The 20,623-nt window shown below is 67.5% G+C and carries 17 protein-coding genes; 6 read left to right on the top strand and 11 right to left on the bottom strand.

Annotated elements, in window-relative coordinates; genetic code table 11:
• Nucleotides 1-28: 28 nt before the first annotated feature.
• The gene (locus OOT46_RS06965) at nt 29-763 is read left to right on the top strand and encodes an RNA methyltransferase (protein ID WP_265402871.1); all 735 of its coding nucleotides are present in this window, start codon (nt 29-31) and stop codon (nt 761-763) included.
• A 172-nt stretch (nt 764-935) separates the two neighbouring features.
• On the top strand, nt 936-1,715 hold the full coding sequence (cysE, locus tag OOT46_RS06960) for a serine O-acetyltransferase (RefSeq protein WP_265402870.1): 780 nt from the start codon (nt 936-938) through the stop codon (nt 1,713-1,715).
• A gap of 34 nt (nt 1,716-1,749) precedes the next feature.
• Here the strand turns inward: cysE and mog are convergent, their stop codons facing one another.
• Together mog and yjgA are read right to left on the bottom strand one after the other, a co-directional pair.
• A complete protein-coding gene (gene mog / locus OOT46_RS06955; RefSeq protein ID WP_265402869.1) occupies nt 1,750-2,352 on the bottom strand; it encodes a molybdopterin adenylyltransferase in 603 nt (200 codons plus the stop codon).
• The gene (gene yjgA, locus OOT46_RS06950; RefSeq protein ID WP_265402868.1) at nt 2,345-2,890 is read right to left on the bottom strand and encodes a ribosome biogenesis factor YjgA; all 546 of its coding nucleotides are present in this window, start codon (nt 2,888-2,890) and stop codon (nt 2,345-2,347) included. The genes mog and yjgA overlap by 8 nt, the downstream gene beginning before the upstream one ends.
• 107 nt (nt 2,891-2,997) lie before the next feature.
• Here yjgA and pmbA point away from each other — a divergent pair, with 107 nt between their 5' ends.
• The 3 genes from pmbA (at nt 2,998) to OOT46_RS06935 (ending at nt 6,943) form a co-directional block, all read left to right on the top strand.
• Nucleotides 2,998-4,404 (top strand): metalloprotease PmbA, encoded by a 1,407-nt coding sequence (pmbA, locus tag OOT46_RS06945; protein WP_265402867.1) that lies wholly within the window; start codon nt 2,998-3,000, stop codon nt 4,402-4,404.
• 179 nt (nt 4,405-4,583) lie between these two features.
• A complete protein-coding gene (locus OOT46_RS06940; RefSeq protein WP_265402866.1) occupies nt 4,584-5,666 on the top strand; it encodes a TRAP transporter substrate-binding protein in 1,083 nt (360 codons plus the stop codon).
• 194 nt (nt 5,667-5,860) lie between these two features.
• The gene (locus OOT46_RS06935; protein WP_265402865.1) at nt 5,861-6,943 is read left to right on the top strand and encodes a TRAP transporter substrate-binding protein; all 1,083 of its coding nucleotides are present in this window, start codon (nt 5,861-5,863) and stop codon (nt 6,941-6,943) included.
• A 76-nt stretch (nt 6,944-7,019) separates the two neighbouring features.
• Here OOT46_RS06935 and OOT46_RS06930 read toward each other — a convergent pair whose 3' ends face one another.
• Complete coding sequence (locus OOT46_RS06930) at nt 7,020-11,141, bottom strand: Pls/PosA family non-ribosomal peptide synthetase (RefSeq protein ID WP_265402864.1); 4,122 nt, start codon at nt 11,139-11,141, stop codon at nt 7,020-7,022.
• 125 nt (nt 11,142-11,266) lie between these two features.
• Entirely contained in the window at nt 11,267-12,571 is a 1,305-nt protein-coding gene (gene ectB / locus OOT46_RS06925; protein WP_265402863.1) for a diaminobutyrate--2-oxoglutarate transaminase, read from the bottom strand.
• 387 nt (nt 12,572-12,958) lie between these two features.
• On the opposite strand from ectB, the gene OOT46_RS06920 reads away from it, so the two are divergent.
• Nucleotides 12,959-14,041, top strand: a complete 1,083-nt coding sequence (locus OOT46_RS06920) for a TRAP transporter substrate-binding protein (RefSeq protein ID WP_265402862.1) — start codon at nt 12,959-12,961, stop codon at nt 14,039-14,041.
• An 81-nt stretch (nt 14,042-14,122) separates the two neighbouring features.
• On the opposite strand, the gene OOT46_RS06915 is transcribed toward OOT46_RS06920, so the two are convergent.
• The 7 genes from OOT46_RS06915 to OOT46_RS06885 form a co-directional block, all read right to left on the bottom strand.
• Nucleotides 14,123-15,922, bottom strand: a complete 1,800-nt coding sequence (locus OOT46_RS06915; protein WP_265402861.1) for a TRAP transporter large permease — start codon at nt 15,920-15,922, stop codon at nt 14,123-14,125.
• A 10-nt stretch (nt 15,923-15,932) separates the two neighbouring features.
• Nucleotides 15,933-16,526, bottom strand: coding sequence for a TRAP transporter small permease subunit (locus OOT46_RS06910; protein WP_265402860.1), 594 nt, complete (start codon nt 16,524-16,526; stop codon nt 15,933-15,935).
• Between the two features lie 184 nt (nt 16,527-16,710).
• Entirely contained in the window at nt 16,711-17,052 is a 342-nt protein-coding gene (locus OOT46_RS06905) for a TIGR01244 family sulfur transferase (RefSeq protein ID WP_265402859.1), read from the bottom strand.
• 18 nt (nt 17,053-17,070) lie between these two features.
• On the bottom strand, nt 17,071-17,520 hold the full coding sequence (locus OOT46_RS06900; protein ID WP_265402858.1) for a GatB/YqeY domain-containing protein: 450 nt from the start codon (nt 17,518-17,520) through the stop codon (nt 17,071-17,073).
• A 130-nt stretch (nt 17,521-17,650) separates the two neighbouring features.
• The gene (gene rpsU / locus OOT46_RS06895) at nt 17,651-17,863 is read right to left on the bottom strand and encodes a 30S ribosomal protein S21 (RefSeq protein WP_012346814.1); all 213 of its coding nucleotides are present in this window, start codon (nt 17,861-17,863) and stop codon (nt 17,651-17,653) included.
• A 208-nt stretch (nt 17,864-18,071) separates the two neighbouring features.
• Entirely contained in the window at nt 18,072-19,334 is a 1,263-nt protein-coding gene (locus tag OOT46_RS06890; RefSeq protein ID WP_265402857.1) for an NAD(P)/FAD-dependent oxidoreductase, read from the bottom strand.
• Nucleotides 19,335-19,363: 29 nt separating this feature from the next.
• Nucleotides 19,364-20,488, bottom strand: a complete 1,125-nt coding sequence (locus OOT46_RS06885; protein ID WP_265402856.1) for a sterol desaturase family protein — start codon at nt 20,486-20,488, stop codon at nt 19,364-19,366.
• Nucleotides 20,489-20,623 lie beyond the last annotated feature (135 nt).

Genomic DNA, 20,623 nt, shown 5'->3' with positions numbered 1-20,623 from the left:
AACCCTTTGCCGTGATGTCTTGTGCGCCATGAACGCGACCCTGAGCGCCGACCCGACCCGTTTCGTGCTCATCAACACCAGCCACCCCGGCAATGTCGGCTCGGTGGCCCGGGCCATGAAGGTGATGGGTTTTTCCGACCTGGTGCTGGTAGCGCCGCGCTTCGCCGACGTGCTGGTGCAGGAGGACACGATCGCGATGGCGAGCGGGGCTGCCGACATCCTGGCGCGCGCCCGCATCGTCGCGACGCTGGAGGAAGCGCTCGAAGGTATCAGCTTCGCCTGCGCCACCGCGATGACGCCGCGCGACTTCGGCCCGCCCACCCACACGCCGCGGCAGCTCTTCGAGTCGCTGGCGCAGTCCGCCCACCGGGTCGGCCTGGTGTTCGGCTCCGAGCGCTACGGCATGAGCAACGAGGACGTCTACCGCTGCCATGCGGTCCTGAGCATCCCCACCCACCCCGACTACGGCTCGCTCAACCTGGCCCAGGCCGTGCAGCTGATCGCCTACGACTGGCGCCAGGCCCTGGGCGGCTTCGGCGTCGAGGCGCGGACCGCCGATGGACGGCTGGCGGGGATCGAGGCGGTACAGGGGGCGCTGCGCCACTGGGAGGAGACGCTGGTGCAGATCGGTTTCCTCGATCCCGCCGCGCCCAAAAAGCTGCTGCCGCGGCTCAACCAGCTGCTGAACCGGGCCCAGCTGACCGAGGAAGAGGTGCACATCCTGCGCGGCATCGCCAAGGCAGTACAGAAGCGCCGCGGCTGAAGCGTCGCCGGCGCCCGCCGGCCCGGGTCGCAGCCTGGCAAGGGCCATTCCTGGCGCCCTGCAGGCCCGCGGCCCGGCCGCTACACTGCGGAAATCCCGCCACTGCAAGCTGTCCTCCCCGACAAAGCTGCGTGGACGGCAAGACTTTCCTCCACCCACCACGGCTTCAGCCATGTTCCAGCACCTCAGAGAAGACATCGCCTGCATCCTCGAGCGCGACCCTGCCGCGCGCTCGTCGTGGGAGGTGCTGAGCTGTTACCCCGGCCTGCATGCCCTGGTGCTGCATCGCCGGGCGCACTGGTGCTGGAAACACAAGCTGTACTGGATGGCGAGGTTCATTTCGCATCTGAGCCGTTTCCTGACGGGCATAGAGATTCATCCGGGCGCCGTGATCGGCCGGCGCGTGTTCATCGACCACGGCATGGGAGTCGTGATCGGCGAGACCGCCGAGGTCGGTGACGGCTGCACGATCTACCAAGGCGTGACGCTGGGCGGCACATCGCTCTACAAGGGCGTCAAGCGCCATCCCACGCTTGGCAAGAACGTGATCGTCGGCGCCAATGCCCAGGTGCTGGGCGGCTTCACCGTGGGCGACGGCGCCCGGGTCGGCTCCAATGCGGTGGTCGTCAAGGAGGTGCCTCCCGGCGCCACCGCGGTCGGCAACCCGGCGCGCATCCTGAACAAGGAGGCTGACGCTGCACGCGAGCAGGCGGCGGCGCGCATGGGCTTCTCGGCCTATGGCGTCACGCAGAGCGACGACCCGGTGTCGCAGGCGATCAAGGGGCTGGTGGACAACGCCTCCAGCCAGGAGCACCAGATCGCCCTGCTGTGGCAGGCGATCGAGAAGCTCGCGCGCGGCGAGCGCGGCGGCAACGGCCGCGACTGCGTGCCGGGCGATGCCCACACCACCGAGCACTTCGACGCCGACCGGCTCAACCAGCTGGTGAAGTGAGTCGAAGCCGCCGGCGCGGGCCCGGCCGGCGGGCTCAGGCCTTGCCGGCCGGCCGCGGGGCCGACTTCGGCCGGAAGGCCTTGCAGACCGCTTCGTCCGTCTCGATCCAGGGCCCGCCGATCAGGTCGATGCAGTAGGGCACGGCGGCGAAGATGCCGTGCACCAGCGGCTTGCCCAGCGGGTCCTTGAGGCCTTCCAGCGTCTCGGCGATGGCCTTCGGCTGGCCAGGCAGGTTGATGATCAGGGCCTGGCCGCGGATCACCGCGACCTGGCGCGACAGGATCGCGGTCGGCACGAACTGCAGGCTGATCTGGCGCATCTGCTCGCCGAAGCCAGGCATCACCTTGTCGGCCACCGCCAGCGTCGCCTCCGGTGTCACGTCGCGCGGGGCCGGGCCGGTGCCGCCGGTGGTCAGCACCAGGTGGCAGCCGACCGCATCAACCAGCTCACGCAAGGTGGCGCTGATCTGGTCCTGCTCGTCGGGGATGAGGCGGGCCTCCCAGTGCACCGGATTGCGCAGCGCCCGGCCCATCCAGTCCTGCAGCGCAGGCACGCCCTGGTCGGCATAAACGCCGCTGGAGGCGCGGTCGCTGATCGAGACCACGCCGACGCGCACGGTGTCCAGGGCCTCACTCATCAGCGGTCTCCCCGCCGGCCAGGAAGGGTTTGATGAACTGGAACAGCTCGCGGTAGGCACGGCCGCTGCGCTGCTCGGGGGCGGCGGCCGCGTCCTTGCGGGCGGCGCGCACCAGGCTGCGCAGCTGCTGCACGTCGGTGCGCGGATGCTGGGCGGTCCAGCGCGTCACCGCATCGTCGTCGGCAATCAGCTCATTGCGCCATTGCTCGGCCTGGTGCAGCGCCAGGCTGTCGCGCGCGCGGCCCAGCTCCTGCTCGGCCACGGCCTCGCGGATGGGCTCGACCTCGGACTGGCGCATCAGCTTGCCGATGTACTGCATCTGCCGGCGCAGGCCTTCGTGCGAGCGGGTGCGCTTGTACTGCTGCACCGCGTCGCGCAGGCTGTCGGAGATCGCCAGCCGCTCCAGCCTGTCGTCGGTGAGCCGGCACAGGGCCTCGCCCAGCTCCTGCAGCTCGTGCGAGGCCTTCTTGCGCTGGGTCTTGCTGGGACGCTGGTCGCGGTCGTCCGCGGGGTCCAGGGGCTCGGAGTCGTGTGGCATGGGGAAGGCGGGGGCAGGGGGCGGCGCAGGGCTTCGCCCCAGGTGAACATCGGGTGGGTATGATAAAGCGGCCTTTCCATCCCAGGCCGCGAGGCCCGCTGCGTACCATGCCCAAGACCCCGACCACGCCCTCCGCTTTGTCCCCGGCTTCGTCCGCCTCCGGCGGCTTCGCCTATGCACAGGACCGGTTCCGCGAACTCGTCGAGGACGCGCTGGCCTACGCCCGGGAGCAAGGCGCGAGCGACGCCGCGGTCGAGGTGTCCGAAGGCGTGGGCCTGTCGGTCTCGGTGCGCAAGGGCGAGCTGGAGAACGTCGAGCGCAACCGCGACAAGTCGCTGGGCGTGACCGTCTACATCGGCCAGCGCCGCGGCAATGCCAGCACGTCCGACTTCTCGCGCGCGGCGCTGGAGCAGACGGTGCGCGCCGCCTATGACATCGCCCGCTTCACGGCCGAGGATCCGGCCGCCGGCCTGCCCGACGCAGCGGACCTTGCGCTCGGCGAGGCCGCCGAGCGCGACCTCGACTTGTTTTATCCCTGGGACATCGACGCCGAGCAGGCCGCAGCCCTGGCGATGCGCTGCGAGGCGGCGGCGCTGGAGACCGACCGCCGCATCACCAACTCGGAGGGGGCCGGCGTCTCGGCCCAGCAGTCGCACTTTTTCGCCGGCAACACCCGCGGTTTCCGCGGCGGTTATGCCAGCTCGCGCCACTCGCTGTCGGTGGCGCCGATTGCCGGCCGCGGCGAGCAGATGCAGCGGGACGCCTGGTACACCTCGATGCGCGATCCGGCCGAGCTGGCCCCGGCCGAGGCGGTCGGCCGTTATGCGGCCGAACGCGCGCTGTCGCGCCTGAAGTCACGCAAGATCGCCACCTGCGAATGCCCGGTGCTGTTCGAGTCCACCCTGGCGGTGGGCCTGCTGGGCGGTTTCGTGCAGGCCACCAGCGGGGGCGCCTTGTACCGCAAGGCCACCTTCCTGGGCGAGAGCCTGGGCACGCAGGTCTTCCCCGACCACATCGACATCGCCGAGGACCCCCACATCCCCAAGGGCAAGGGCAGCGCCCCGTTCGACGACGAGGGGGTGGTCACACGCGCCCGCCATGTGGTCAAGGGCGGCCAGGTGGAAGGCTATTTCCTGTCGAGCTACTCGGCCCGCAAGCTCGGCATGCGCACCACCGGCCATGCCGGCGGCTCGCAGAACCTGGAGATGAAGAGCCGCCTCACGGCGCCCGGCGACGACCTCGACGCGATGCTGCGCAAGCTGCATCGCGGCCTGTTTGTCATCGAGCTGATGGGGCAGGGCGTCAACTACGTGACCGGCGACTACTCGCGCGGCGCCGCCGGCTTCTGGGTCGAGAACGGCCGCATCGCCTACCCGGTGCATGAGATCACGATTGCCGGCAACCTGCGGGAGATGTGGCAGGGCATCGTCGCGGTCGGTGCCGACGCCTACACTATGGGTTCCAAGACGGTGGGTTCGGTGCTGATCGACCGCATGAAGGTCGCCGGCTCCTGAGCAGGCCGCCCCGTCCCGGCGTAGCACGGCGAGCCTGAACGACGCCTGAGAAAACGCTGGACCTACGTAGTATCGCGAACAGGAATGCTCCCGGTGTCCCCCGCAGGCCTCGCTTCCTAGAATCGTTTGGCCCAGGCCACCGCCTGGACTGACTGTTCATACATTAAGGATTCGAGACCATGGAGCGCCGTTCCTTCATTCGCAGCACCGGCATCGCCGGCGTGCTGGCCGCTGGTGCCGCACCCGCCATCGTGCAGGCGCAGGCCAACCTCCGCTGGCGCCTTGCCTCCAGCTTCCCCAAGGCGCTGGACACCATCTATGGCGGTGCCGAGGTGTTCGCGAAAAAAGTGTCCGAGCTGAGCGGTGGCAAGTTCACCATCTCGGTTCATGCCGGCGGCGAGCTGATGCCTCCCTTCGGCGTGGTGGACGGCGTGCAGAACGGCACGGTCGAACTGGCTCATACCGCGCCCTACTACTTCTTCGGCAAGGACGACACCTTCGCGATCGGCGGTGCGATTCCCTTCGGCCTGAACTCGCGCCAGATGACGGCGTGGATGCAGGAAGGCAACGGCATGTCGCTGATGCGCGAGTTCTACGCGCAGTTCAACATCATCAACTTCTCCTGCGGCAACACGGGCGCGCAGATGGGCGGCTGGTTCCGCAAGCCGCTCAAGAGCCTGGCCGACATGAAGGGTTTGAAGTTCCGCGTCGGCGGTTTCGCGGGCAAGGTCATCGAACGCCTGGGGGGTGTGCCGCAGAACATCCCCGGCGGCGAAATCTACCAGTCGCTGGAGAAGGGCACCATCGACGCTGCCGAATGGATCGGCCCTTACGACGACCAGAAGCTGGGCTTCGCCAAGGTCGCGCCGTACTACTACTATCCCGGCTGGTGGGAAGGCGGCCTGGAGCTGTCGCTGTACATCAACACGAAGGCCCACAGCGGACTGTCGGCCGAGTACAAGGCCATCATCGAAGCCGCCTCTGCCTATGCGCACGTTGACATGCAGGCCAAGTACGACGCCCGCAACCCGACCGCGTTGAAGCAGCTGGTGGCCCAGAAGGTGAAGCTCACCCCCTTCCCGAAGGACATCATGGACGCGGCCTTCAAGGAATCGATGGCGCTGTACTCGGAGCTGTCGGCCAAGAACCCGAACTGGAAGAAGGTCTATGCCGATTACGCCAACTTCCGGCGCGACCAGAACCTCTGGTTCCGCTTCACAGAGGCGCAGTTCGACCGCTACATGCAGTCGGTCAAGCTGTGATACCGGGCGCCTCGCCGCCCCGCCGAAGCGCGGGGTTTTTTACGCCAACCTTGCTTTCAAAAAGCTGAATTTGGCGCGCTTTTCGCCCAGAGAATGCCGAGGGGAAACCCCTTGGAAAACGGCCGCGGACCGGCTCCTAGAATCGCAGCTCGCTGGCGCGCGGTGCGCACCTCTCAACTCAAGGAGATCCATCTATGGAACGTCGTTCCTTCATTCGCACGACAGGGCTGGCCGGCGTGCTGGCGGCCGGCGCGGCGCCTGCCGTTGTCCAGGCCCAGGCCAATGTCCGCTGGCGCTGTGCCTCCAGCTTCCCGAAGTCGCTCGACACGATCTACGGTGGCGCGGAGGTGTTCGCGAAGAAGGTGTCCGAGCTCACCGGCGGCAAGTTCCAGATCACGGTGCATGCCGGTGGCGAGCTGATGCCCCCGTTCGGCATTGTTGACGGCGTGCAGAACGGCACCGTCGAGATGGGCCACACGGTGCCCTACTACTACTTCGGCAAGGACCCGACCTTCGCGATCGGCGCCGCGATTCCCTTCGGCCTCAACTCGCGCCAGATGACGGCCTGGACCTTCGAGGGCAACGGCCTGAAGCTGATGCGCGAGTTCTATGCGCAGTTCAACATCATCAACTTCGCCGGCGGCAACTCGGGAGCACAGATGGCCGGCTGGTTCCGCAAGCCGGTCAAGAGCCTGGCGGACATGAAGGGCCTGAAGTTCCGCATTGGCGGCTTCGCCGGCAAGATCATCGAGCGCCTGGGCGGCGTGCCGCAGAACATCCCCGGCGGCGAGCTCTACCAGGCGCTGGAGAAGGGCACCATCGACGCGGCAGAATGGGTCGGCCCCTATGACGACCAGAAGCTCGGCTTCCACCGCGTCGCGCCGTACTACTACTACCCCGGCTGGTGGGAGGGCGGTCCGCAGATCGACTTTTTCATCAACACCAAGGCCTATGAGTCGCTGTCGGCCGAGTACAAGGCGGTGGTCGAATGCGCGTCGGCCTATGTGCACGTGGACATGCAGGCCAAGTACGACGCCCGCAACCCGATCGCGCTGAAGCAGCTGGTGGCGCAGAAGGTCAAGCTCACGGCCTTCCCGAAGGCGGTGATGGACGCTGCCTTCAAGGAGTCGATGGCGGTCTACGCCGAGCTGTCGGCCAGCAACCCGAACTGGAAGAAGATCTACACCGACTACGCCAACTTCCGGCGCGACCAGAACCTCTGGTTCCGCTTCACCGAGGCGCAGTTCGATCGCTACATGCAGTCGGTCAAGCTCTGAGCGCCTCGTGAGCCGCCGTCCCGCGGCCGCGTGCAAGGGCCCCGCTGCAGCGGGGCTTTTTTTCGCCCTGCGCAGATCAGGGCTGGCACGGCCGCGCCGGATTGCCGTGCCAGCGAGAGCCGGCGCCCACGTGCTCTCCCTTCATCAGGAAGGCATCGGGCGCCAGGCTCACATCGTCGTCCAGCCGCACCCCGTAGTGCACGAAGGCCTTGCTGCCGATCGTGCAGCGGTCCCCGATGACGACGCGCTCGGACTTGAAGATGCCGTCCTCCAGCGAGTGACCCTGGATCACGCTGTCGGCCCCGAGGGTGCAATGGTCGCCGAGGCGCACGAGCGACTTCTCTGGGATGTAGCAGCCGTCGTCGAACAGGCGGCGGCCGACCTGCACACCGAGCAGCCGCCACAGCCAGCTTTTCATCGGTGTGCCGTCGAGCAGCCGCGTGGCCGGATCAGCGCTGCCCACGCCGAGCTTCCAGAAGCGCTCGTGGCGCCAGTAGCGGGCGTCGTAGATGGAGCAATAGAGCGGCTGCAGACGCCGGAAGCCGAGCGAGGCGCGGTCGACGAGCGCGAAATAGACCAGCCAGCCGGCCCAGTTGCACACCGCGAAGCCGGTGAGAAACAGCGGACCGTGGTGCTCGATGTGCCGCATCGCGAAGTACCACCCCAGCACCGACAGGTTCCACGCTGAGCAGCGCGAGAGCAGGAACAGCAGGATGGACAGCGCGTTGGCGAGGTTCTTCTTGAACAGGCGTCGCCGCAGCTCGGCCGGCTCCCGGTGGTGGTCGAACTGCCGGTCGCGGTTTACCGAGCGCGGAATTTCGAAACACGGCGAGCCGAGCAGGCCGGTGTTCTCATGCAGCGGGCCCTCGATGGGGACCATCGCCTTGGTCGCGATCAGGCAGTTGGCGCCGGCCCGCCCACCTGCCGGGTAGAGCGTGTCGTTGCCGATGAAGTTGTCCGGGCCTATCGTGACCCGGCCCAGCCTGAAGGCGGCACTGGAGAACTCCGCATTGAGCAAGGTCAAGCCGTCGGAAATCATGGTGCCCCGGCCGACCTCGCACAACAGCGGGTGGCCCTGCTTCTGCTTCAGTCCCCAGTTGGAGCCGGTCTGGAGGAGGTCCCTGAAGCGGTAACCCAGCGCACGCAGGTAGTACACGATGTAGGAGCTGTCGCCGAACAGGGTGTTGTAGAACCGCGAGTTGGTGCTGGCGTAAACCACCCGGTAGGCCAGGTAGTGCAGGCCGTACAAGGGGTAGGCCCGGCCGGGCTGCAGGCATCGGTTGAGCAGGCGCGGCAGTGCTGTCGCAAGCACCAGTCCGGCGAGCAGCGCGCCCAGGTAGACGGCGGAGGTGGTCGCCGCGATCTGCCAGACCGCCGGTCCGGGGCTGGCCGCCTCGCTGGAGGGCCGGTGCATCCACCCGTAGGCGGCCCACAGCGGCAGCGGCAGGGAGACGAGCCACAGGACGGCGAGCTCGAGCGTCGAGTAGGCGATGCGGCGCGCGACCCCGAGCGGTCGGTTCGGAAGCCGGCTGTAGCGGGTCGCGGTCGGCTCGGCCGGCGAGCCGTGGTAGCAACGGCCGGCCGCCAGCCGCTGGCCGGCCTGCAGCGAGGAGCTGTGGCCCAGCTGGCTGCCCGGCTCCAGCAGCGTGTCGACGTCGAGCACGGTGGCCTCGCCGACGTAAACCCCGGCACCGATGTGGATCGGTCCGGTGCGCACCCGGTGCGCCTCCACGCGGTAGCCGGACAGCAGCACGTCGCGCGAGACCACGGCATGGTCGCCGATCGAGACCAGATCGGTGCAGACGGGCAGCCTGGGCGAGAAAACCGCAGCACTCCAGCTCACACGGACCCCGAGCGCCTTCAGATAGGCGATGTACAGCGGCGAGCCGGCGAAAACCACCATCGGACTCAGCCGTGTCAGGTGCCGCATCGCCCACAGGCGCAGATACCTGGCGCTCCAGACCGGAAACTCCTCCGACCGCCAGCGGCCGACCCACAGCCATTTCACCGCGACGGGGAGGGCCGCCGCAAAGCCGAACCACAACACCGAGACCGCGACCGCACGCCTGTAGGCCGAGCCGCTGTCCTCCGCGGCCAGGGTCCAGGTCCACCCTTCATGCAGGACGAAGGCATGGCCGAAGACGAACAGCAGCGCCAGCCCGACCTGCGCGAACCCGCAGGCGTAGTAGGCAGGGTCGGTGGACTGGAAGTCAGCGGCACGCTGTGCCGCCGCGGCATCGCGGGCGGGCGGCTCGGGGGCAGCCGGCGTGTCAGCCGGCAGGTGTGCGGCCAGCCGCCTCACCGTGGGATGCTGGTAAAAGTCCTTCATCGACAGCGCAGGCTGCCGCAGCCGCTCGCGCAGGCGTGCCGCGGCCTGCGCCATCAGCAGCGAGTGGGCCCCCAGGTCCGCGAAGAAATCGTCCGCGGCCGACACCTTCTCCAGCCCGAGCAGCTCGCCCAGCACGGCGGCGATCTCACGCTCGGGCCCCGCCTGCGGCGCAACATAGGACCCACCTCCCACGTGCAGCCGGCCCCCGGTGGGCGGCGGCAGGGCCCGCCGGTCGGCCTTGTCGCTGGTCAGCAGCGGGATGTGCTGCAGCCGCTCGCAGTACGCTGGCACCATGTAGGGCGGCAGGCGCTGCTTCAGCTCGCGCGCCAGGGCTTCGGGGGGCAGCGTGCGTGCCTCGTCGCGCAGCGTGTAATAGGCCACCAGCTCGACCGCCCCGGGCCGCGGCTCCCAGGTGTTGACGACGGCCTGCGCGACCTGCGGGAGCTGCAGGATGACGGACTCGATCTCGGTCAACTCGATGCGGTAGCCGCGCACCTTGACCTGCGTGTCGATGCGGCCGCGGTACTCCAGCAGTCCCTGCGCATTGATGCGGCCCAGGTCACCGGTGCGGTAGATGCGGCCCGAGGTATTGTTCGGGATGCCGAGGAAGTCGGCGATGAAGGCGCGACGGGTCTGCTCCTCCCGGTTCAGGTAGCCACGTGCGACGCCGATGCCGGCGATGCCGATCTCGCCCACCTCGCCGGCCGGCAGCGCGCGGTCGGCCGCCTCGGAGAGGATCACGATCGCGTAGGTCGGCAAGGGGCGGCCGATGCTGACCGGCTCGCCGGGCTGCAGGCGGGCCAGCGTGGCGGTCACGGTGGTTTCGGTCGGGCCGTAGGCGTTGAGCAGGGTGCGGCCCGGGCGGTGCCAGCGCGCTGCAAGATCCTGCGGACAGGCCTCGCCGGAGACGATCAGCAGGCGCAGGTCGGGCAGCTCGCCCTCCAGTGTGGCCAGCAGCGTCGGCACGCAGCACAGGGCGGTGATGTGTTGCGCACCCAGGAAGTCGGACAGCTCGCGCCCGAGCAGACTGCCCCCGGTCTGGTTGGGGACCAGGGTGGCGCCGACGACCAGCGGCACCCAGATCTCCTCGACCGCGAAGTCGAAGGCCAGGCTGAGGCCCTGGTAGACGCGGTCCGTGCGGCGATAGCCGTACTCCTCGGCCGCGACCCGCACGAAGTTGCAGATGCTGGCGTGCTCGATCGGCACCCCCTTGGGGCGCCCGGTGGAACCGGAGGTGTAGATGACGTAGCAGAGCTCGCTGCGCGGCGCGCCGGTCTCTGCCTCGCCCAGCCGGCCATCCGGAGCGCGCGCGATGTCCGCGGCCGCGCTGTCGAGACAGATCACCGGCACGCCGGCCGCGCCGGCGAGGGCCTGGTACTTCGCCAGGCTGAGGATGGCCCGCAGGTCCGCGTCGCCCGCGATGTAGGCGATGCGGTCGGCCGGGAAGGTCGCGTCCAGCGGCACATAGGCCGCGTGGATCTTCAGCAGCGCGAGCATCGCGACATAGCCGGAGGCGCTCTTGTCGATCAGCAGCCCGACCCGGTCGCCCGCTTGCAGGCCCTGGCCGAGCAGGTGGCGGGCGAGCTGGTTGGCGCGCCGGTCGAGCGCCGGGTAGCTCAGCACCAGCTCCTCGCCGTCCACGGCCAGGTGGCCCGGATCGCCGCAGGCGATCCAGCGGTCGACGCACTGCTCGAAAAGCTGGTGCAGTCGCTCGCCCGGAGACCAGCGTACACGGTGGTCTCGCTGGCTGTCGACCAGCACCCGGGGGCCGGGCTCGGCGGGTCGTGATGGAAGGGCGGAGGCGCCGGCCGGGGGCTCGGGCTGCGGCGGCGCCGTGCAAGGGTCCGAGAGGGTGATGCGGATGCTCATGGCAGAAGGGCTGAAGACAGGCGCACGCGCGCCGGCGGCGGCATGCCGCCGGACGGCTGTGCTGTGGAAGGAGAAGCCCGTACCGCGAGGGTTCGGGCCGCGGCAAGGCGGCGGCGGGCCGCGGATCAGACGGCGATCACGGGGGCCTCGGCCAGATCGCGGACCGCGCCGTGCAGGATGGACAGGCCCTGCTCCAGCAGGTCCACCGGGGTGGTGAGGGGCGCGAGGATCTTGAGCACCTGGTCGTGGGTGCCGCAGGTTTCGATGATGAGCCCGCGTTCGAAACACAGGCGACAGATGCGGTCCGCCAGTTCGCCGCTCGCCACGTCCAGGCCCTGCATCATCCCGCGGCCCTTCAGGCGGGCCCCGGGCAGATGCTCCGCGGTCTGGCGCAGCCGCCGGGTGACCAGGGCGCTTTTGCAGGCGATCGTTTCGGTGAACGCCGCGTCGGACCAGAATTTCTCCAGCGCCACGCGTGCGGTCACGAAGGCGTGGGTGTTGCCGCGGAAGGTGCCGTTGTGCTCGGCCGGGCGCCAGACATCCCAGCGCGGCCGGACCAGGACGAGCGACATCGGCAGCCCATAGCCCGAGAGCGATTTGGACATCACCACCAGGTCCGGCATCACGCCCAGCTCCTCGAAACTGAAGTAGGTGCCGCAGCGTCCGCAGCCGGTCTGCACTTCGTCGATGATCAGCAAGGCACCGTGCCGTTCGGCGATCGCGGCGATGCGCTGCAGCCACTGGGGGGAGGCGACGTTGAGGCCTCCTTCGCCCTGCACGGTTTCCACGATGAGGGCGGCCGGCGGGTCCATGCCGCTGGAGGGATCGGACAGCAATTGCTCCAGCGCCTGGGCGGTATCGAAGTCCGGACCGAAATACCCGTCGAAAGCGGCCCGTGAGATGCCGGACAGCATCGCGCCCATCCGGTTGTACTGATTCCCGGTGGCGGCCAGCGCGCCCAGCGACACGCCGTGATAGGCGTTGGTGAACGCGATGATATTGCTACGCCCGGTCGCCTTGCGGGCGAGTTTCATCGCCGCCTCGACCGCGTTGGTGCCGGTCGGACCGGTGAACTGCACCCGGTGATCCATGCCGCATGGCTGCAGGATCAGGTTTTCAAAGCTCTCCAGGAAGGCTCGTTTGGCATCGGTGAACAAGTCCAGTCCCAGCGCGATTCCGTGTGCGGCAATATGCTCGATCAACGCGCCACTCATGTCCGGGTCGTTGTGGCCGTAGTTCAGCGACGAACAGCCGGCGAGAAAATCGATGTAGTCGCGGCCCTGGGCGTCGCGCAGGATGCTGCCGCGGGCTGAAACAAAAACCGACGGGAAACGGCGGCAGTATCCGCGGACCTCGGATTCACGCCGGTGGAATATCGACTGATCTTCGATTGTCTGCATATCGGCTCCTCTTGGAATTTCTCCGTGCATGTCTATCGCAGGGAGTGTTTTGCCGGCGGATTTCAGCGCCGGCTTGTTTTCCCAGCCTAGGGCGGGATATCTGTCCTTTCAAATGTGCCTGTCCGGTCGGGACCCGGATGGGAAGATTGAATCAAGTATTTTCAGAGGTGCTGTAAATAACCCGAGGGGGGATATACGCAGAATCTCACCGCTTTTTACCCGCGGCGACCCGCCCTTGCGGCAGGGCCTTCCGTGCAGTGCCTGCCGGGCCGGTCCGGCGTCGCTCCGGTCATCGGCAGACGCCTTCCTGAACCTCTGGTCCTGAAAGGGGAAAACCCTTTACAGAAGCTGAAAGAGCGACTTCTAGAATCGCCGCACCACGTCTTGCACATCTTCAACTTCGAGGGGGAGTCATCCATGCAGCGTCGTTCCTTCATTCGACACACCGGCCTGGCCGGCGTGGTGGCGGCCGCGGCCGCCCCGGCCGTCGCCCAGGCTCAGGCGGCGGTGCGCTGGCGCCTAGCTTCCAGCTTCCCCAAGGCGCTGGACACCATCTTCGGCGCCGCCGAGGTGTTCGCGAAGAAGGTCGGGGAGATGAGCGGCGGCAAGTTCCAGATCTCCGTGCATGCCGGGGGCGAGCTGATGCCGCCCTTCGGCGTGGTCGACGGCGTGCAGAACGGCACGGTCGAGATCGCGCACACGGCACCGTACTACTTCTTCGGCAAGGACGAGACCTTCGCGATCGGCTGTGCCATTCCCTTCGGCCTGAACTCGCGCCAGATGACCGCCTGGATGTACGAGGGCAACGGCCTGAAGCTGATGCGCGAGTTTTATGCCCAGTACAACATCGTCAACTTCCCCGGTGGCAACACCGGCGCCCAGATGGGCGGCTGGTACCGCAAGGAGCTGAAGGGCCTGGCGGATATCAAGGGCCTGAAGATGCGCATCGGCGGCTTTGCCGGTCGCGTGCTGGAACGGCTCGGGGCCGTGCCGCAGAACATTCCCGGCGGCGAGATCTACCAGGCGCTGGAGAAGGGCACGATCGATGCCGCCGAGTGGGTCGGACCCTATGACGACCAGAAGCTGGGCTTCAACAAGGTCGCGCCGTTCTACCACTACCCGGGCTGGTGGGAGGGCGGGCCGCAACTCGACTTTTTCATCAACAACAAGGCCTACGAGAGCCTGTCGAGCGAGTACAAGGCCATGGTGGAGTCGGCCGCGGCCTACGCCCACACCGACATGCAGGCCAAGTACGACGCGCGCAACCCGGCGGCGCTGAAACAACTGGTGGCAGCGAAGGCCAAGGTGCTCCCGGTGCCCAAGGTCGTGATGGACGCAGCCTTCAAGGAATCGATGGCGCTGTACTCCGAGATCAGCGCGCGCAACACCAACTGGAAGAAGGTGTACGCCGACTACGCCAACTTCCGCCGCGACCAGAACCTCTGGTTCCGCTTCACCGAGGCCCAGTTCGACCGCTACATGCAGGCGTCGAAGCTGTGAGCCTGGAGTGAGCTCGGCGCGTCCTGCCGAACCCAACGAAAAAGGCCCTTCGCGGGGCCTTTTTCCATAGGGCGACGAGCTCTATTGCGGCGGCTTCTGGTCCTCCTCGACCGCCTGTTCGAGCGCCTTCATCGGGTCTTCTTCGGCCGCCGGCGTTTCGGCCGACGGTTCGGAGGCCGCCTCCGGCGCGCCGGTGTCGAAGCCTTCCATGGAGGGGGTACCGTACTCGTCGCCGGCCCCCGTCGGCATCTCGATCTGCACCTTGTCGAGGTCGATCTTCTCGACCTTGTCCAGGCTGCCCGAGACGATACCCGGGAAGGCGATGATCAGGCCGACCATGACCAGCTGGATCAGCACGAAGGGCACCGAGCCCCAGTAGATCTGCTGGATCGTCACCTTGGCCACCGGCTTGCGGGTGACCTTGTCGGTGTAGTCCTCGGTCGGTGCCACGCTGCGCAGGTAGAACAAGGCGAAACCGAAGGGCGGGTGCATGAAGGAGGTCTGCATGTTGACCGCCAGCAGCACTCCGAACCACACCAGGTCGATGCCCAGCTTCTCGGCCACCGGGGCCAGCAGCGGCACCACGATGAAGGACAGCTCGAAGAAGTCCAGGAAGAAGGCGAGCAGGAAGATCATCACGTTGACCGCGATGAGGAAACCCAGCTGGCCGCCCGGCAGCTGCGTCAGTAGGTGCTCGACCCACTTCGGACCGTCCACGCCCTGGAAGGTGAGGCCGAAGATGGTGGCGCCGACCAGGATGAAGACCACGAAGGACGCGAGCTTGGTGGTGCTGGTCAGGGCCTGCACCAGCAGCTTCCAGCTCAGTCGGCCGCGCAGCACGGCCATGATCAGCGCACCCACGGCTCCCATCGCGCCGCCTTCGGTCGGCGTCGCGACGCCCAGGAAGATGGTGCCCAGTACCAGGAAGATCAGCAGCAGCGGCGGGATCAGCACGAAGGTCACGCGCTCGGCCATGCGGGAGAGCAGGCCCAGGCGGGTGACCTTGTTGATCATCGCGATCACGAACGCGAACAGCACGCCGGCCGACATCGACACGACGATGGTCTCGTCGGTCGCCACCGGCAGGACCTCGGCCTGGCCTTTGGCCCAGGCGAGGATCTCGGCGTAGTGGCGGCCGAAGGTCACCGCCAGGCTCACCGAGATGATGGTGAGGATCAGCAGCGACAGCAGGCCGTTCTTGTTGTTGTCCTCGCGGATGGTGCGGGCCTCGGCGGGCAGGGCCGGCACCCAGCGGGGGCGCACCAGCGCAACGGCGATGACGAAAAGGACATACATGCCGGTCAGCAGGAAGCCCGGCACGAAGGCACCCTTGTACATGTCGCCGACGCTGCGGCCCAGTTGGTCGGCCAGGATGATCAGCACCAGCGAGGGCGGGATGATCTGCGCCAGCGTGCCCGAGGCGGCAATGACGCCGGTCGCGATGCGGCGGTCGTAGCCGTAGCGCAGCATGATGGGCAGCGAGATCAGGCCCATCGAGATCACCGAGGCGGCGACCACGCCGGTGGTGGCCGCCAGCATCGCGCCCACCAGGATTACCGCGAAGGCCAGGCCGCCGCGGATCGGGCCGAACAACTGCCCGACGGTGTCGAGCAGGTCCTCCGCCATGCCCGATCTCTCGAGGATCAGGCCCATGAAGGTGAAGAAGGGTATGGCCAGCAGCGTGTCGTTCTGCATGATGCCGTAGATGCGCAGCGGCATGGCCTGCAGCAGCGAGGTCGGCAGCACACCCAGCTCGATGCCGACGAAGGCGAAGAACAGGCCGCAGGCGCCCAGGCTGAAGGCCACCGGGAAGCCGATCAGCAGGAACACGATCAGCCCCAGGAACATGATGGGGGCCATGTTGTCGATCAGGAATGCCATGGTGTCGTCCTCAGGCCTTCTGTTGTTCTGCCTGCGCGCGGATGGCTTCGGCCAGCTCTTCCTCGGCGGTCTTTTCATGCGCCTTGCGGGTCGGGTCGTCGATGCGTCCCTGCAGGAAGGCGATACGCTTGATCAGCTCCGAGATGCCCTGCAGCAGCAGCAAGGTGAAACCGGCCGGCATCATGGCGTAGACGGGCCAGCGGATCAGGCCGCCGGCGTTGGACGACACCTCGCCCGACACGTAGGCCTGCATCACGAAGGGCACCGACAGCCACAGCACCACCACACACATCGGGATCAGGAACAGCGTGAAGCCGAACACGTCGATCCAGATCTGGCCGCGTTTGGACAGCCGGCCGGACAGCACGTCGATGCGCACGTGCTCATGGTTGAGCAGGGTGTAGGCCGCCGCCAGCAGGAAGGACGCAGCGAACAGGTACCACTGCACCTCGAGATACGCGTTCGAGCTGATGTTGAAGGCCTTGCGCACCACCGCGTTGAGGGCGCTGATGAGCGTGGAGGCGAAGATCAGCCAGATCACGCACTTGCCGACGAATCGGTTGAGTGCGTCGATCAGGCCCGAGAGCTTCAGCAGGGCAGACATGGGTGTCTCCTAAGGTCGGGTTCGGACACGCGCGGGACACCGGGAGTGTGGTGTCCGAAGAGCGGGGTGACTGTAGGGGCTTGCCCCTGAACCCTGCCTGAAAATGTCCACAGGCGAGGGAAAGTCCCAGGGCCCGGTTGCCAAGGAGCGCACAGGCCGCGAGGAAGGCGGCCCGGCTGGACGGTCAGGCGCGTGTCGCGGCCTGGAAGAGACGGGTGCAGCGGCCGCCCGAGCGGCAGAAGGCCAGCACCGGCTTGGGCAGGGTTTGCAGCAATTCGGCGAAGCGGGCGATCTGCTCCGGCGTTTGCACCGAGGGGCTCACCGGCAGGTGCACATAGTCCAAACCGGCGGCGCGGGCCGCGGCTTCCATCTCGGCGCTGGTGGGCTGGTCGGGGCCGCCTTCGTGGTCCGGCCGGTTGTTGATGACACTCCTGAACCCGGCCTCGGCGGCCTGCTGCATCGCCGCCGGCGCGAGTTGCGGGGCGACGCACAGCTCGGGGGACAAGGGCTGGATCGGCAGACTCACGGTGTTCTCCTCGAAGTGCTATTGGTTGCTCAGGGCCTGCTTGATGGCGGCAGAGACCTGGCCCATCTCGGCCTTGCCGGCCAGGCGGGTTTTGGCCACAGCCATGACCTTGCCCATGTCGCCCGGCCCGGCGGCGCCGGTCTCGGCGACGATGGACGCGACCTCCGCGGCGATCTCCTGCGCGCTGAGGCGCTGCGGCAGGTAGGCCTCGAGCACGCGGATCTCGGCGGCTTCCTTGTCGGCCAGGTCGGTACGGCCGGCCTGGCTGAACTGCGAGAAGGAGTCCTTGCGCTGCTTGATGAGCTTGTCGACGATGCCCACCACGGCGACGTCGTCCAGTTCCACGCGCTCGTCGACTTCCTTCTGTTTCATCGCGGCCAGCAGCATGCGGATGGTGGACAGGCGATCGCTTTCCTTGGCGCGCATCGCCGCCTTCATGTCTTCGGTGATCTGGTGCTTCAGGCTCATGGCTGTTTCAGACAAATGGAAGAGGAGATGGTACTGCGTTGCAGCGCCACCCTGGCCGCGAGCAGGCCCCGGAAACAACAAAGCCCGCGTGGGCGTCCCCAGGCGGGCTTGGTTCGTGTGCCGAAGCGGATCAGTACAGCTTTTTCGGCAGCTGCATGCTGCGCACGCGCTTGTAGTGGCGCTTGACCGCGGCGGCCTTCTTGCGCTTGCGCTCGGCGGTCGGCTTTTCGTAGAACTCGCGGGCACGCAGCTCGGTCAGCAGGCCCAGCTTTTCGATGGTGCGCTTGAAGCGGCGCAGGGCCACGTCGAACGGCTCGTTTTCTTTGACGCGAATGGTAGTCATTGAGAGGTCGGATCCTTGGATACATGCGCCGCCGCGAAAAAGCGGTTCCGCTCACTGTGTGGTGCTCTGTAAGCACGCCCAGGTGTACGGGCTGGGCTCACGATGAAGAACCAGCAAAAGCAGCAGGCGCGGGTTTGCCAGCAAAGACGGCGATTATAGGCAGATTTCCGGCAAATGCAAAAGGGCGGGCGGATCCAGGGGAGCCGGCTCAGTGCGTGTCGCGCTGCAGCACCGCCTGGGCCGCTACCGGTCGCCCTGCCACGGCCGAGCCGGCGGCCGCCATGGCCCGGGCGCAGGCGGCCGCGCTGGCCCAGGCCCACTGGAAGTTGTAGCCGCCCAGCCAGCCGGTCACGTCCACCACCTCGCCGATGAAGTACAGGCCCGGCAGGCGCCGGCTTTCCATGTTCTGCGAGTTCAGTTCGCGGGTGTCGACGCCGCCGGCCGTCACCTCGGCCTTGCGATAGCCCTCAGTGCCGGCGGGCAGCAGCTCCCAGCGCTGCAGCCGCTGCGCGAGCGCGTCGAGGTCCTTGTCCTTGACCTCGGCGACCGGCCGGGCCGCCAGCTCCGGCGTGCCGGCCAGCCAGGCATCGGCGAGCCGGGCCGGCAGCAGGCCGTGCAGTTCATTGCCCAGGTGCTTGCGCGAGCCGGCCTTGGCGGCTCGCAGCCGCCCCGCCAGCTCCAGCTGTGGCGTCAGGTCGAGCTGCAGCGGCTGCCCCGGGCGCCAGAAGCTGGAGATCTGCAGCACCGCGGGGCCGCTCAGGCCACGGTGGGTGAACAGCAGGTCTTCGAGGAATTCGCTGCGGGCCTTGCCGGTGCCGGTGGCGATGCGCACCTCCAGCGACAGCCCGGACAGCGCCGCGTAAGGCGCCCAGGTTTCGGTGCTGAAGGTCAGCGGCACCAGCGCCGGGCGCGGCTCGACCAGGCGATGGCCGAATTGACGCGCCAGCCGGTGGCCGAAGTCGCTGGCGCCGATCTTGGGGATGGAGAGCCCGCCTGTCGCCACCACCACGCGTCGGGCCTGCACCACACCCCGCGAGCTGTCAAGCTCGAAGCCGGCTGCCGTGTGCCGCACCGCGTGCACCGTGCAGGGCTGCCAGCGTTGCACCTGGCCCTGCTCGCATTCGCGCAGCAGCATCGCGATCAGGTCCTCGCTGGACTCGTCGCAGAACAGCTGGCCCTTGTGTTTCTCGTGGAAGGGGATGCGATGGCGCTGCACCAGCGCGATGAAGTCCTGCGGCGTGTAGCGCGCCAGCGCCGAGCGGCAGAAGTGCGGGTTTTCCGACAGGAAGTTGGCCGGCCCGGCGTCGCGGTTGGTGAAGTTGCTGCGCCCGCCGCCCGAGATGCGGATCTTCTCGGCCACCTTCTCGGCGTGGTCGATCAGCAGCACGCGTTGCCCCAGCTGACCTGCGATGCCCGCGCAGAACAACCCGGCGGCGCCTGCTCCGATGATGACGACGTCGAACTTCTGCATGGGGCGGGATTATCCCGCGCGGCGCCGCCTCATCCCTTCCAGGTGAAGGGAAAGAGGAACTGCTTCCAGAACCCGTCGGGCACGTAGTCGCCCAGCACGCCGTAGTCGCGCGGCCACTTGCGGTCGGCCTTCACGGCGGTGCCGAAGAGGTGGTCCAGGAAGGCGAAGTGCGCGGCATAGTTGCGGTCCAGCGCCTCCTGGTCCTGCGAGTGGTGCCAGTGGTGGAAGTTGGGCGTGACCAGCAGGTAGCGCAGCGGCCCGAGCCGCACGTCGACGTTGGCGTGGTTGAACACCGCCTGGAAGCCGACGATCACGATGTAGGTGTCGATCACTTCCTTCGAGAAGCCGAGCACGAAGATCGGCGCCAGCACCAGCGTGCGGGTCAGTACCAGCTCCAGGATGTGCTGGCGCGAACCGGCCATCCAGTCCATGCTCTTGACGCTGTGGTGCACCGCATGCAGGCGCCAGAGCACCGGGACCTCGTGGTAGGCGCGGTGGGTCCAGTACTGCACCAGGTCGGCGACCAGTACGATGAGGAACAGCGCGACGGGGAAGGGCAGGTCACGGATCCAGGCCTGCACGCCGTCCTTCACGGCCCAGCCGAACAGCTTGTGCACCAGCAGGTTGGTCGCCAGCAGCACGAAGCCGACCACCATGTGGTTGACGATGAAGTGGTGCAGGTCGGTCTGCCACTCGGGCCGGAACACCGGCTGCTCGGGCCGCAGCGGGAACAGCTTCTCGATGAAAACGAAGATCAAGGTCGAGCCGAGCAGGTCGAGGATGAACCAGTCCAGGCCGATGTAGGGCGTGTGGTCGGGGAAGTCGTCGACCGGCACCTTGTGGCCGCCCAGCGCCAGGGTCAGCGCGACCAGGCCGAAGGCTGCGAAGGACAGCCAGCGCACCCGCCCGAACAGCACGTTGAACAGCGCCGTGGCACCGGCCACCACCATGGCCCAGTACATCACGGTGCGCAGGGTGTCGACGTCGTAGGACTTGCGCAGCTGGGGGGTCGTGAGGTATTCGGGAAAGTGGAAGGCCAGCACGCCGAGGAAACACAGGATGGACAAGGTCAGCGCGACGATGCCCGACACCATGCCGGTGCCGCGCCGCAGCGCTCCGTGCGACTCGGTGAGTTGATTCAGTTTTGCCAGCATGCCCGACCCCTCTTGTGTGGCGCCCGCCTGGCATGGCCTCCGAAACGGCGCAAGCCGGCGACGCTGTATCCCTCTTGTGTCCGGCGATTATCCAAGGTGTCGCGGCTCTGAAACCGCTTGCTCCCTAGAATCGGG

Source organism: Aquabacterium sp. A7-Y (assembly GCF_026153205.1).
Lineage (GTDB): Bacteria > Pseudomonadota > Gammaproteobacteria > Burkholderiales > Burkholderiaceae_C > Caldimonas.
Note: the sequence above shows the minus strand (reverse complement) of the source record. Positions and strands in the feature narration are given on the sequence as shown.